This is a genomic window from Niameybacter massiliensis (assembly GCF_001282685.1).
GTDB lineage: Bacteria > Bacillota > Clostridia > Lachnospirales > Cellulosilyticaceae > Holtiella > Holtiella tumoricola.
The window spans coordinates 1,083,366-1,097,765 of sequence record NZ_LN875035.1 but is presented as its reverse complement, the minus strand read 5'-3'; the positions used below and the strand labels follow the sequence as shown (position 1 = coordinate 1,097,765).

The window sequence follows — 14,400 nt, the reverse complement described above, 5'->3', positions numbered from 1 at the left end:
AAGTTAGTTAAAGTATTAGAATGTCATCTAGATGAGTTAAAGCATTAATAATCACAGTTCCTTAAAGTTCTTGTGTAGAGAGAACTTTAAGGAACTTATTTTTCTCTAAGGGATAATAATTATTATTTGCTAAATAAACAAAATATGTTATTATAATATTATCATATTAAAGTGGAGGGCATAAGAATGGATCAAACAGCATTATTTACATTAACATATGGTGTATTTATTTTAGGAGCAGAAAATAATGGTGCAAAAAATGCGTGTATCATTAATACTTGTACGCAACTTACAGCAGAGCCAGCACGTGTGAGTGTAACAGTTTTAAAAAGTAATTTAACACATTATATGGTAGATGCATCTAAGAAATTTACAGTATCAGTACTTGGTAAACACGCATCATTAGATACTATTGCACATTTTGGTTTCCAAAGTGGACGCAGTGTTGATAAGTTCCAAGATTTTGAGTACAAAGTAGATACTTTAGGTACTCCTGTTATAGAAAAAGATAGTATTGCTACATTTTCATGTAAAGTTGTAGAGCAAATAGATTTAGGTTCACATACTCTTTTTATTGGAGAAGTTATAGATGCGACTAAGCTTATAAATGGTGAACCAATGACTTATGCCTATTATAGAGATTTAAAAGCAGGTAAAGTACAACCTGTATCATTAGGCGGATCTGTTAAACCTACAAAAGAACAAGTACAATATGAATGTTCAGTTTGTCATTATATTTATGATGGAGAAGTACCTTTTGAGGAATTACCAGATACTTATCTATGTCCAATATGCGGTAAGCCTAAAAGTGTATTTTATGAAGCATAGGTTATAAAATTTAAAAGGTTTATTACATGGATTAAAAACCATGTAATAAACCTTTTTTTATGTCAGTTATACAGTATAATAAAAGTTATATATGATAGAAAAAAATAAGTGGGTAGATGTAGAAAGAGAGGATATGAGAAGAAATATGGTATTAGGCATAATAGCCATAAGTTGTGTGGCTATAGGAGTAGGGTTAAGTATTGGGCATTTTGCTATTAAAAATATATTTTTTGCACGGCGTAAAACAGAAGAGGAGGCCTTTAATGAACTTGAACATAGAAAGGTGTACAAGCGTTCAGATTATGAGGCGCTTTCTAAAGAGGAAATAACAATTACGAGTCAAGAAGGTTATAAGTTACAAGGAGAATATATAACTTTTCATCCAGATGCAAAGAAGGTTGTTCTATTGATTCATGGTTATACAGGTAACCATTTGATGAGTTTACAAGTGGCTCAGATTTATGGAGATTATGGTTATAATATTTTAGCCATTGATGCAAGAAGTCATGGTAAGAGTGAGGGTATTTATCCAACTTATGGACTTTGTGAAGTTGAGGATGCAAGGCTTTGGATTAATAAGCTTCGTGAAATAGAAGGAGAAACTGTTCGAATTGGTTTGCATGGACAGTCTATGGGTGCAGCAACAGCCCTGATGTATGCAGGTAGATATAAGGATATAGCTTTTGTTGTAGCGGATTGTCCATATACGAGGGCAATGGAAGTATTGCAATATCAATTTAAGACTTTTGCACATTTGCCGGCTAAGCTTACTTATAAAATTATCAATTTTTGGATTAAATATAGATATAGGCTAAATTTAGATGAAGCTAATCCCTTTGATGAGATTATACATTATAATGGGCCAGTTGCCTTTATTCATGGTAAAGAAGATGTAACTATTCCATATACAATGAGTGAGAGAATGTATAAAGCTAGAAATAGTATGCAAGATAGGCTATGCCTTATAGAAGGAGCAAAACATGTAGAAGCTTATATGTATGATAAAGTAGCCTATCAAAAGGCTATCCATGAAATCATTAACTCATGAGAAAAGGTGAGCTAGAATATAATTTCCTTAGAAGACCTTTCTAAGGAGATGATAAGATGAGTTTACCGATGGCTAGGTGTTATCTAGGAACAGAAACACCTTATTATTATACCCCTGAAAGTGAGATAGAAGCCCCTAGTGGCTATCACGCTGTATATATTACTCATTTAAGTCGACATGGATCAAGATATGTGACAAGTTCAAAAGGTGCCCAAGAACTCTATAAAGTGCTAAGTGAAGCTTATAAGCAAAATGAACTTACCCAAGAAGGGAAGCAGCTCAGAAGGCAGATTAGAAGATTTATGGCACTTTCACAAGGTAAGTACGGATTACTAACACCTTTTGGTGTACAGGAACAAAAAGGAATAGCTAAACGTATGTATGCCCATTATCCTACAGTTTTTGGAAAACAGGTGCATGCCGTTTCCACCTATGTAACAAGGGCAAAACAAAGTATGGATGCATTTATAAGAGAACTTAGTCATTATATAGGAAGAAAACCTATTACAACATATGTAAATGGAGAAGTAGATCCACTATTAAGATTTTTTGATCTTAATGAAGCCTATATTCAGTATAAAGAAAAGGGAAAGTGGAAAGCAGAACTTGCTACTTTTACGAAAAGAGAAGATGTCTCTACCCCTTTTATGACAAAGTTTATTAAGGAAAGTTATGGGCTAACACCTACAAAGGCTCTGGATTTGGCAACAACGTTATATAGTATTTATGCAAATACCTATAATATGCAGGTGGATTTAGGTCTTGGTCAGTATTTTGATGAATGTACACTTAAGTATTATTGGGAAAATGAAAATCTTAAAAATTACTTAGAAAAAGGGCCAAGCAATATGGGGCAAGACTTACCAACAAATATTGCATTTGCACTGTTAAGAGATTTTATTGATAAAAGTGATGCAGCGCTTCAAAGTGGCGATGTCTCTGCAGATTTAAGGTTTGCTCATGCAGAAACTATTATTCCTTTTGCAAGTTTATTAGATTTATTAACATGGGGAAGACAAACGGATCAGCTCAATACAGTGTCTAAGTTTTGGAAAGATGAATGTATTGCGCCCATGGCAGCTAATATTCAGTGGATTTTTTATAAAGGAGAAGAAAATCAGCCTATATTAGTTAAGATGCTTTATAATGAAAAGGCTATTCCATTCCCCACAGGAAGTAATGAAAGACCTTATTATAGATGGGAAGATATAAAGGATTTTTATGAGCAAGTTTTACAAGGGATTAATATTCCTAATACACCAAGTGTAGTAGAACAAGTCAAGCTCTACACCGCCAATTAGATAGTATAAAGAACAGGTAAATAAAGAGAGGAATATCATGAAAATAAATAATCAAAAGAAATGTTTATATTGTAATCAACAAATCCAAGGAGAACCATTTAACCACAAAGTTGGATATTTTTGTTCAGAAGAGCATTTTGATGCCTATTGTGAGACGTTAAGTAAAGAGGAACTGGCATTACTCATGCATAGTATATGTCCTTGTAGTGATGAGGGTTAGAAAAGAGGCGTTTTAAGTGGAAAATAACCAAGCAAAGAAATATAAGCTGATTAAGAAACAACTTGATAAAGTAGAAAAAAAGGAAAATAAAGTTCTTAGTAAGAAAGAGATAAAGTTTATTAAAAATAAAGTTTCACCTATTCAAGAGAAGATAGAAAGTAAGATTCCAGCTAAACTTCAGCAAACGTTAGAAAAAGCGTTTGAGACAGGTTTTAAAGTAGTATTTGAAAAAGGCGTTGGCTTAATAGAGAAGACTTATAAAAAGGAATCTAAGCTTCAGGACTTCGATGTAAAGCATTATACGATTATGAATCAAATGAATCATAAAAATATTAATGAGCTTGATAAAGGCGCAGCAAAAACAGTACGAGGTAATCAATTTATTTCTACAGTTGAAGGGAGTCTATTAGGTGCATTAGGAATAGGTATCCCAGATATACCTATTCTTATAGGAATGATCTTAAAGAGTATTTATGAGATTAGTTTATCTTATGGATTTGATTATACAACAGATAGAGAGAAACTTTATATTCTTTATCTGATTTGTGCAGGAGTTACTAAGGAGGATGTTCAAGAGGACTACAATAGAAAGTTAGAGCGTATTGCAGTAGGCAATAGAATGGTAGATACACTTCCTTATAGCATAGATAATGGGATTAAAGAAACCTCCACTCGTCTGGCAGAAGCTATGCTGATGGCAAAATTTATTCAAGGCCTTCCTATTATTGGCGTAGTAGGTGGCGTAAGCAACTTTAATATTATTAAAGACATTACAAAAATGGCACGTATTAAATATAAGAAACGTTATTTAGAGGGACTTTTACATGAAAAATAAGAAAGAGACAAAGTGGCATTATCAAGTCACATGGAAAGTTGAAGAAGAGATACAAGACAGAGCACAAGAAAAAATTAAGCAACTTATAGAAAAATGGTGTAAGGAACAAGGGGCCCAGTTCATAGACCTATTTTTTGAACCAGATGCTTTTAAGTTAGATACCCAGCTAGAGAATAATATCAATGTCTATAAGGCAACTAAATCCTTGAATAAAGGTTTAGGAAAGGTGATTTCAGGTGTAGAACTTTACTTAGTAGTAACTCAACCGGAAAGACTAGAGGGGCATAGCATTACTCAGGAGATAAGAGTAGAAAAAGTTATAGAGAGTTTATGGTCAGCAGAATATTATGATTTAGATGAACGAGCAGCAGACGATCTAGAAGCATTTAAAGATTATCTAAATAGTAGGCAACTTGCAACAATAGATGTAGATGATCAACTTTATATAGTAGATATAGAAGCAATTGGGGCTCTTATTAATCTTAATTGTTTTGAATGTACCAAACTTTATCAATATGGCTGTTGCTGTGGAAGTCCTTGTGATATGAGTAGAAAGAATCAAAGATATTTAGATAAGCATCTTAGTAACCTAGCAGAAGAAATGCGTAGACTCAATGAGAAAGATTATGATGAGGTTATGGAAAAAGGGGGATTTATCTCTTTTGATGGTTCTATTAAAGAATGTAATGGCCGTTGTAGTTTACTTGTATTTCATGAAGGGGTCTATAAATGTATGGCACATAAATATGCCTTAGATCATGAAATTCCAATCTATGAACTTTGCCCGCTCTCATGTTTGATGTATCCCCTAGAAATTATTGAGCTTATTACAGATAAAAAGAAGAAAGTATTATTTTTTACATCAGTAGTAGAAGAAGATTTTGCAAAAATATATGGACGATGGGGAAGTTATGGTTCTTTGCAAATAGATCATAGATGTGTAAAACCAGAGGCACATAATGAAATTTTTAAGAAAGAGGATTATAAGCCTATTTATAACGTTAATCAAAACCTCTTAATACATGAGTTTGGCGAAGGTATTTATAAAGGTATGGAACAATTATTTAATAAGACCACTTGAATCTAAGTGGTCTTTTAGTTTTTCTAAAGTTACATCTTCTTCTGTAAAGTCGAATATACTTTAAGTGAACAACATATAGGAGTTGATCACATGCAACGTGCAGAAGGGTATAAGGAATTATTTCAAGGTATAGATGTACCTGTTAAATTAGCAGATGGATCATTTAAGGTGCCTATTAATTTTGATAATGGTGCAACAACACCACCATTTAAATATGTTTGTGAAACAATAGAAGAAAAAATAGGTATGTACGGTGCGGTTCACAGAGCAGGGCAAAAATCTATTTATAGTACAGAGTCTTATGAAGAGAGTAAGCAAAAGGTATTAAATTTCTTTGGTTTAAAACCTGAAGATGGTTATTGCGTAATTTATACAAAGAATACGACAGAAGGCCTAAACTTATTAGCTCATGAGTTATGTCAAAAAGAAGGTACCAAAGTACTCTCTACAAGAATGGAGCACCATGCCAACGATTTACCATGGAGGAAAATGGCGAAGGTATTCTACATAGAAGTAGATGAAAATGGACTATTAAGATTAGATGAATTAGAAGAGAAATTAAAAAATGCAGCTGGAAGCATTCAATATGTTACTCTAACAGGGGCTTCTAATGTAACAGGGTATATTAATCCCATTCATGCAGTAGCTCAAATTGTACATCAATATGGTGCAAAGTTGATTGTAGATGCTGCTCAATTAGTAGCCCACTATCCAATCAAAATAAAGGGGACTAGAGCAGATGAAAATATAGATTTTCTCGTCTTTTCTGCCCATAAGATCTATGCGCCTTTTGGAGTAGGGGCGGTAATAGCGAAAAAGGAGTATATTAATGAAAGTTGGCCTTATGTACAAGGAGGAGGAGCTGTAGCAGCAGTATTTGATGATGATGTATACTTTAAGGATTCTCCTGATAAGGAGGAAGCGGGTACACCTAATTATTTAGGAGTAATAGCCTTGTCAGCTGCACTTGATATGATGACCAGTGTAGGTATGAATCAAATTGTAAGGCATGAACAAAAGCTTAAAAATAGAATGTTAGCAGGCTTAAGAGGTATACCTAAGGTTACGTTATACGGTGATCCTTTGTATAAAGCTAGATTAGGTGTGATAAGTTTTAATATAGAAGGCATGCATCATTCACTAGTTAACCAACTCTTAGCGGAAAGAGGAGGTATTGCTGTGAGAAATGGCTGTTTTTGTGCACAGCCTTATGTGGCAAGATTATTAGGCGTTTCAGATAGGGAAAGATATGAAATGATGCAACAGCCTCAAAGGCCAGAACCTGGCATGGTAAGAGCAAGTTTAGGACTTTATAATACAGAGGATGAGATAGATGATTTTCTTGAGATGATACAAGAAATTTGTGGATTGAAAGATTCAGAGCTCAAGAGAGCAATACGTTATAGGCTGAAGTTTTAAAATGAGAGGATAGGGAAGTACGCTATATGTACTTCTCTATTAATATATAGATTGAATGAAGGCGTGACTGGACGAGATAAAAGATGTGTCGAACATTTTTTTATTGTGAAATAAAAATGTTCATATTTTTAATGAAAAACTCTATTTTTTTGCTTTAAAGTATGCTAATATGAGTGCAATATAGTATTTTGGACTTCATTTAACTAGAATTTGACGGACCCAAAAAAAGGAGGACAAGTAATGGAAAAGCAACAACTTAAAAAATTAATAGATGTAGCAGCAGGTAGAGTACCAGCTGACATTGTTATCAAGAATGCTAAAGTGGTAGATGTATATAATGGACGTATTGTAGAAGGTGACATTGCAATCTGTGATGAACTTATTGCAGGTGTAGGTACATATGAAGGTATACGTGTGATAGATGCTCAAGGGCAATATGCAACACCAGGTTATATTGATAGTCATATACATATTGAATCTTCTTATGTAAGTCCAGAAGAACTTGGCAGATTAGTTGTGCCTCATGGTACAACAACGATCATTGCAGACCCACATGAAATTGCCAATGTATGTGGACTTCGTGGTATAGGTTATATGATAGAAGCTTCTAAAGGTACAGCGCTTGATATTCAGATGATGCTTCCATCTTGTGTACCTGCTACACCATTTGAGCATGCAGGAGCAGTGATTGATGCAGAAGCTATGAAAGCACCTATTGAAAACGGAAGCGTGTTAGGACTTGGGGAGTTTATGAATTTCCCTGGTGTTATTGGCGGTCATGATGATGTACTTGATAAAATTATGGTAGCTAAAGAACATGGTAAAGTTATCGATGGTCATAGCCCAGGTGTATTTGGGAATGCACTTAATGCCTATGCAGCAGCACGTATTCGTACAGATCATGAGTGTGACACCATTGAAGAGATGCATGATCGTATTGCAAGAGGTATATATGTACTTCTTCGTCAAGGCTCTGCATGTCATAACCTGAAAAAATTACTTCCAGGGCTTACAATGCAAAACAGTAGACGCTGTCTTCTATGTGCTGATGACTGCCAGCCAAAAACCATTTTAAGTGTTGGACATTTAGACAATCATTTACGTATGTGTATAGAAGAAGGTATAGATCCAATTATAGCCCTACAAATGGCAAGTTTAAATGCAGCAGAATGCTTTGGTCTTTCTGACCGTGGTGCTATTGCTCCAGGACTTCGTGCTGATATTGTTCTCATAGATAACTTAACAGCATTTAATGCACAACGTGTATTTATTGCAGGTCAAGAAGTGGCAACACAAGGTGAGTATATGCTACCTATTGAACGCCATGATATTCATGCGACTAAAGGGAGCTTCCATGTAAAGGACTTCTCTATAGATAAATTACGTCTAACTATTAATTCAGAACAAGCACATATCATCAATATTCTTCCAGGTGGTGTAGTCACAAGTAAAGAAGTTGCTTCAATTAAACGTAATGAGAATAATGAATTTGTATATGATCCAGAAGTAGATATTGTAAAGGTAGCAGTTGTAGAGCGTCATCAAGATACAGGTAATGTAGCAGTAGCACTTCTTAAAGGATATGGACTTAAGCAAGGTGCAGTGGCTTTGTCAGTGGCTCATGATTCTCATAACATTATTGTTGTAGGTGTAGATGATCAGGATATGGCTTATGCAGTTGAAGAACTTATTAAACAAGATGGTGGTATTATTCTTGTTAATAAGGGGCAAGTGATTGAAAGTATGCCGATGCCAATAGGTGGACTTATGAGTGATAGAAGTGGTGAGTGGGTAGATGAAAAACTTAGAAGTATTCATCAAACAGCTCATGAAGTACTTCATATTAGTGAACATGTGGAACCTGTTATGACACTTTGTTTTATGTCACTTGCGGTTATTCCAGAGATTAAGTTAACAGATATGGGATTATTTGATGTAACACAATTTGCTTTTATTCCTATTGAAGCTTAAAGTTGTACATTCAAATAGATATGTGAGCATTTATAAAAATATAAATGCTCACTTTTTTTATATAATACATATAAAAAGACCTAAATATGAGAAGTTGAGTAGCGATAAAAGTTAAAAAATGATAAAATTTTAATTATCCTTCAAATAACAAGGAATAGTATGTAAAAGGAGAATGGGATTTTGGCAAACTTATTTGACGGCATAAAAAAGGTTTCAGAAGAAGAGCTAAGAGAACAAATTGCACTTTTAGAAACTTTTACAATGACCAACATATCTAAACAAACAGGACAAAAAGTCGCAAAAAAATTAGTACAAGCAACAAATTTAGTAACAGGACTTATGAAAAAGACGCCTTTACAAGCACCTGAGGTGCTCTCAATAGATCAGCTTCTAGAAAAGAGTAAGCTTAATTGGCAAATGTTAGGACGCGAAGAATTAGAAATTCATCTTAAGAACATTTTAAAAGAAAAATGCAATGCACTAAGAGGAGGAAGTATAGAGGCAGAGGATTCAGATGATGCCCTTTCTGTTTTTATCATTGATCAAGTTGCAGAACATTATGAGCTCAAAGAAGAATTATTGCCTTCACAAAAAGCAGATTTAATTACAAAGTGCTATGCAGAAGAAAAGAAAGCATTACAAAGAGAATTAAGAAAGCAAGTTGAAAAGCAGCAAATAGAAGCTGAAGGTGAAATAACAGATGAAACTGAAAAAGTAGAAGCTGTATTAGAAGAAGCTTCAGTAGAAAGTATGAACGAAATAAGTATCAAAGAAGGCATACAAGAATCAACGATAGGTGAGATTCAAGATGCTCAAGTTTTTGAACTAGATGATGATATGGAGTTAGAAGCTAGTAATGTTATAGAAAACACAGAAAAAGAAGAGTGTGAAGAGGAGGAAGAAAATAAGCAAGTTAAACAACCTCTTGATGCCAAGACTGTACTAGAGCTTCAAATGCCATTAGGTAAAAATAAATTGATCCGTGAACTCTTTGCTCAATTAATCGTACTTTGTGTAGAAGCTATGGGTGGACAAATAGAATGTAAGGAAGAAATATTACCAAGTTGGCTACCAAATGATGAGAGAATAAAATTAGATAAGGCTTATCAAGACTTGATGCAGCAACATGCTAAAAATGAAGAGAACTATGAAGCAGTTGTACAGAAGTTATTAGAAAATGATAGGTATATTACATCTAAGAATAAATTGATTGAGTATGAAGAAGGAAGCCAAGCAGAAACAAAAGAACGTATTAAGAAACTTGTAGAAGAAAAGGAATCTCTACTTAATAAGTTTGCAGAACAAGAACAAATATTATCAAGTGCTACAGAAGAGAATATTTTAGAGCATATTCAGCAAGTTGAGATGGAAGAGCAACGTATGACAAAAGAAGTACGTATGAAAGATGCTCAAATTAGTACCTATGAAGGTATGCTTACTATGAGTAAAGAAGAGATAAAAAGTGCAAGAGCTTATATTGATATCTTTAATAGAAAACATGAAGAGATTACTAAAGAAGTTCAAGAAGCACTGAAGAAGAAAGAAGCAACCACTGAACAGATACAAAATGAAAAAGAAGAAAGACAAAAATCGCTTGAAGAGAAGTGGCAAACAACATATAGTGATTTTAAATTCGAACAAGAGTGTTTAAAATCAATTTATAAAACATTTGCGCTGTATGAAATTGTAGATGTTGAAAGAGCTTTAATGGAATTACATAATGTACAAGATGTAAAGGCCCTTAGTTGGGGAGAGCTTGATAAGAAAGATTATGAAGCTTTTAAATTGACTTCAGATGGGCGTACATTAAATCATTTAGTCTTTAGTTTGAGCAATGATAGTGTAAGCATTATTATTTATGAAACATTAGAAGAAGAAGCGCATAGAATAAATGTAATCAAGATTATTAAGTATAGTGAATAGACTTAAGACTATAAATGTTAAAATGCTAAAAATTTAAAAGTAAGAAAAAAGTAAGAAAAAGGTTCTGGTAAAATCAGATTTTTTTGATATAATTAGAAATGTAATCACAACAAAATAACTTCGGTAGGTGAGGCTACCGTAGGGATATGGATTGTTACCGCAAAATAGTGGAGACACTATGAGTTGGTCAGCAGGGGATGTCGAAACCAAGGCATAACCTAACACAATTTCACCGCCCTACGATGCTAAAGCTTGAACGATGAATTAGATTAGGCCGATAGGCCCCTTGTCATTGTTATGCTTTGGCAAGGGGTTTTTTTTGTATTGTTAATTTAAAGGAGGTGAGAAGAATGGACGCAAGTAGTAGTAACGGCACGGGACCTGATAAGCAGTATAAAAGTGAAAAAAGTGAGGAGATGCCGTATGAACATTCTTCTCACCGCAAACGGACAACTAAATAGATGCTTTCTAGAGTAGGTTAGATAGACAGGTTTCGTGTCAATCCAATTTTGTTATTAAGAATAAATGGAGGGATTAGACATGAAAAAGAATATTTTTAAAAACCAAGCAGAAAGAATGAGAAGACAACAAGAAGCACGTGAAGCCGTGATTAATAAATGGCTTGTAAATATAGCTACTAAGCACAAAGCATTTGTACTTGAAAATATGGGGACTTCATTAGAGGGATTAGAAATTAAACAAGTAGAAAAAGCAAGAGAAGAATGTGGATTTAATAGTATTACCCATGAGAAAAAGGATTCTGCATTAAAACGCTTTATTAGTGCATTTATTAATCCTTTTACAGTGGTACTTTTTATATTAGCAACAATTTCATTATTTACAGATGTGATTCTTAGTGGAAGTGGAGAAGCAGACTTTACAACGGTCGGTATTGTGTTAACCATGGTGGCTGTAAGTGGAATATTAAAGTTTGTACAAGAGACTAAGTCCAGTCATGCAGCAGAAAAACTAAGTGCGATGGTTAAGACTACAACTTGTGTACAACGCAAGGAAATAGGAAGGGTAGAAATTCCGCTAGAAGAAGTTGTAAATGGAGATATTATATGCTTATCAGCAGGTGATATGGTACCAGCTGATCTTAGAATCATAGAAGCAAAAGATCTATTTATAAGTGAATCAGCGTTAACAGGAGAAAGTGAACCAGTAGAAAAAGTTGTTGAACTAAAAAAGGGCAGAGTTTATCAAACTGCTATAGAATGTGATAACTTAGCTTTTATGGGAACCAATGTAATTAGTGGGACAGCATTAGGGGTTGTAGTGGCCGTTGGAGATGAAACTTTATTTGGTAATTTATCTCAGACTATTGTGGCTACTCAAGTGGCTTCAGGATTTGAAAAAGGTGTGAATTCAGTTTCATGGTTACTCATTAGATTTATGGCAGTTATGGCACCTATTGTATTTTTTATTAATGGTTTTACAAAAGGAGATTGGGTAGAAGCATTACTTTTTGCACTTTCAGTAGCTGTAGGTTTAACACCAGAAATGTTACCGATGATTGTAACTACAAGCTTAGCTAAGGGTTCTGCTAGGATGAGCAAGAAAAAAACTATTGTTAAAAACTTAAACTCTATCCAAAACTTTGGAGCAATGGATGTATTATGTACAGATAAAACTGGGACTTTGACACAGGATAAAGTTATTTTAGAGTACCATTTAGATATTCATGGGGAAGAAGATGAGCGTGTTCTACGCCATGGATTTATGAATTCTTATTATCAAACAGGACTTAAGAATTTAATGGACCTTGCTATTATTGAATATACCAAGGATATGGGAAAAGATGAGATTTTTGCTAGTTATAAAAAAGTAGACGAAATACCTTTTGACTTTGAAAGACGTTGTATGAGTGTTGTACTTGAAGATGAATTTGGTAAGACACAAATGGTAACAAAAGGTGCAGTAGAAGAAATGCTTAATCGCTGCCGTTTTGCAGAGTATAAAGGAGAAGTAACTGTTTTAACAGAATCTATTAAGAAAGAAATTCTTGAAACAGTAGCACAGCTCAACGACCAAGGCATGCGTGTTATAGCTGTTGCACAAAAGACAAATCCATCAGCTGAAGGTGTATTTTCTACTAAAGATGAAAAAGATATGGTACTTATGGGATATTTAGCTTTCTTAGATCCACCTAAAGCAAGTACAGCTAAGGCAATAGCATCTCTAAAAGAATATGGTGTAGAGGTGAAAGTGCTAACAGGTGATAATGAACGCGTAACAAGATCTGTATGTAAACAAGTGGGACTAAGTGTTGAAAAGCTTCTGCTAGGTAGTGAAATTGAGCATATGAATGATGAAGAATTAACACGAGAAGTAGAAAAGTGCAATATTTTTGCAAAGCTTTCACCACAACAAAAATCAAGACTTGTAAGAGTACTAAGAGCAAATGGGCATACAGTAGGCTTCATGGGAGATGGCATCAACGATGCGGCAGCTATGAAAGAAGCTGATGTAGGTATTTCAGTAGATACAGCAGTAGACATTGCAAAAGAATCAGCAGATATTATTTTACTTGAAAAAGACTTAAATGTTTTAGAAGAAGGCGTTATAGAAGGAAGAAAAACCTTTGGTAATATGATTAAATATATTAAAATGACAGCAAGTTCTAACTTCGGAAATATGTTTTCTGTATTAGTTGCAAGTGCCTTTTTACCTTTTTTACCTATGCTTGCAATACAACTTATTGTGTTGAATCTTATTTATGATATTTCTTGTATTTCTATTCCATGGGATCATATGGATGAGGAGTTTTTAAAGAAGCCTCGTAAATGGGATGCATCATCTATCGGAAGTTTTATGGCATGGATTGGGCCTACAAGTTCAGTATTTGATATTGTTACTTATATACTCATGTACTTTATTATTTGCCCAATGGTGTGTGGTGGATATTATCATGAGCCAGGTGTAGACAAAGTGCTATTTATGGCACTCTTTAATGCAGGATGGTTTGTAGAATCTCTATGGTCACAAACTTTAGTTATTCATATGATTCGTACACCAAAAATTCCATTTATTCAAAGTAGAGCTTCCTTACCTGTTACACTAGTTACAGCACTTGCAATTGGTATTGGAACGATTATTCCATACACAAGCTTTGGTAAAGCTATAGGTATGTATCCAATACCACCCATTTACTTTGCTTGGTTAGTGGGCATTATATTATGTTATATGATACTTGTTACAGTCTTAAAGAAAATTTATGTCAAAAAATACGGCGAATTACTTTAAGAGAAATGAGGTAAGTCATATGAATAAAAAAGCATTGGCAATAGGGATTGAAGCTAAAGTGTGTGAATGGATCTATACTCAGCTTGAAGAAAAAGCTAGGAGTAATAGGGAATTTGAAGATTTGTTAGAAGGATTAAAAGGTTTAAAAGATAAAGAATATGGTTGTTTGATTTTAAATAGAAAAGAGAGTGAAGAAATGACACTAGTGGAGTCAGAGCAGATAAGAAGCGGTAAGTTAGCTATAGATATGGTTAATAGAAGTGTCTGCTATGATAACAAAGTGATTCAACTTACTCCAAAAGAATTTGATATTTTATATTTATTAGCCAATAATAAAGGAAAAGTATATACGAAAGAACAGATTTATAATGGCGTGTGGAAAGATAATTATACTTATGATGATAACAATATTATGGCTCATATAAGAAAGCTACGAAAGAAGATAGAACCAAATCCAGCTAAACCTATATTTATTATAACGATGTGGGGTGTTGGATATAAGTTTGGTGGTGAGTAAGCATGTGAAAA

At 34.0% G+C, this 14,400-nt stretch carries 11 protein-coding genes and 1 riboswitch; all 11 genes read left to right on the top strand.

The window, feature by feature from the left end:
* Window positions 1-186: 186 nt before the first annotated feature.
* The 11 genes from BN2390_RS10815 (at window position 187) to BN2390_RS10765 (ending at window position 14,389) form a co-directional block, all read left to right on the top strand.
* Window positions 187-828 carry a flavin reductase gene (locus BN2390_RS10815; RefSeq protein WP_053984363.1) on the top strand — a complete coding sequence of 214 codons (642 nt, stop codon included), beginning with the start codon at window positions 187-189 and terminating at the stop codon, window positions 826-828.
* 91 nt (window positions 829-919) lie between these two features.
* Window positions 920-1,876 (top strand): alpha/beta hydrolase, encoded by a 957-nt coding sequence (locus BN2390_RS10810; protein ID WP_053984362.1) that lies wholly within the window; start codon window positions 920-922, stop codon window positions 1,874-1,876.
* A gap of 56 nt (window positions 1,877-1,932) precedes the next feature.
* A complete protein-coding gene (locus BN2390_RS10805) occupies window positions 1,933-3,177 on the top strand; it encodes a histidine-type phosphatase (protein WP_053984361.1) in 1,245 nt (414 codons plus the stop codon).
* A 37-nt stretch (window positions 3,178-3,214) separates the two neighbouring features.
* Window positions 3,215-3,397: a hypothetical protein gene (locus BN2390_RS10800; RefSeq protein ID WP_053984360.1), complete on the top strand. Its 183-nt coding sequence runs from the start codon at window positions 3,215-3,217 to the stop codon at window positions 3,395-3,397.
* 16 nt (window positions 3,398-3,413) lie between these two features.
* Window positions 3,414-4,232, top strand: coding sequence for an EcsC family protein (locus BN2390_RS10795; RefSeq protein WP_053984359.1), 819 nt, complete (start codon window positions 3,414-3,416; stop codon window positions 4,230-4,232).
* Window positions 4,222-5,313: a hypothetical protein gene (locus tag BN2390_RS10790; RefSeq protein ID WP_053984358.1), complete on the top strand. Its 1,092-nt coding sequence runs from the start codon at window positions 4,222-4,224 to the stop codon at window positions 5,311-5,313. Before BN2390_RS10795 ends, BN2390_RS10790 begins: the two co-directional genes overlap by 11 nt.
* 90 nt (window positions 5,314-5,403) lie before the next feature.
* Entirely contained in the window at window positions 5,404-6,732 is a 1,329-nt protein-coding gene (locus tag BN2390_RS10785) for an aminotransferase class V-fold PLP-dependent enzyme (RefSeq protein ID WP_053984357.1), read from the top strand.
* Window positions 6,733-6,972: 240 nt separating this feature from the next.
* Complete coding sequence (gene ade, locus BN2390_RS10780; RefSeq protein WP_053984356.1) at window positions 6,973-8,703, top strand: adenine deaminase; 1,731 nt, start codon at window positions 6,973-6,975, stop codon at window positions 8,701-8,703.
* Window positions 8,704-8,883: 180 nt separating this feature from the next.
* Window positions 8,884-10,626 carry a hypothetical protein gene (locus BN2390_RS10775; RefSeq protein ID WP_053984355.1) on the top strand — a complete coding sequence of 581 codons (1,743 nt, stop codon included), beginning with the start codon at window positions 8,884-8,886 and terminating at the stop codon, window positions 10,624-10,626.
* Between the two features lie 112 nt (window positions 10,627-10,738).
* A riboswitch (M-box (ykoK) riboswitch) is annotated at window positions 10,739-10,897 on the top strand.
* Window positions 10,898-11,166: 269 nt separating this feature from the next.
* Window positions 11,167-13,872 carry a magnesium-translocating P-type ATPase gene (gene mgtA / locus BN2390_RS10770; RefSeq protein WP_053984354.1) on the top strand — a complete coding sequence of 902 codons (2,706 nt, stop codon included), beginning with the start codon at window positions 11,167-11,169 and terminating at the stop codon, window positions 13,870-13,872.
* Window positions 13,873-13,891: 19 nt separating this feature from the next.
* Window positions 13,892-14,389, top strand: a complete 498-nt coding sequence (locus BN2390_RS10765; RefSeq protein ID WP_053984353.1) for a winged helix-turn-helix domain-containing protein — start codon at window positions 13,892-13,894, stop codon at window positions 14,387-14,389.
* The last annotated feature ends 11 nt before the right edge of the window (window positions 14,390-14,400 follow it).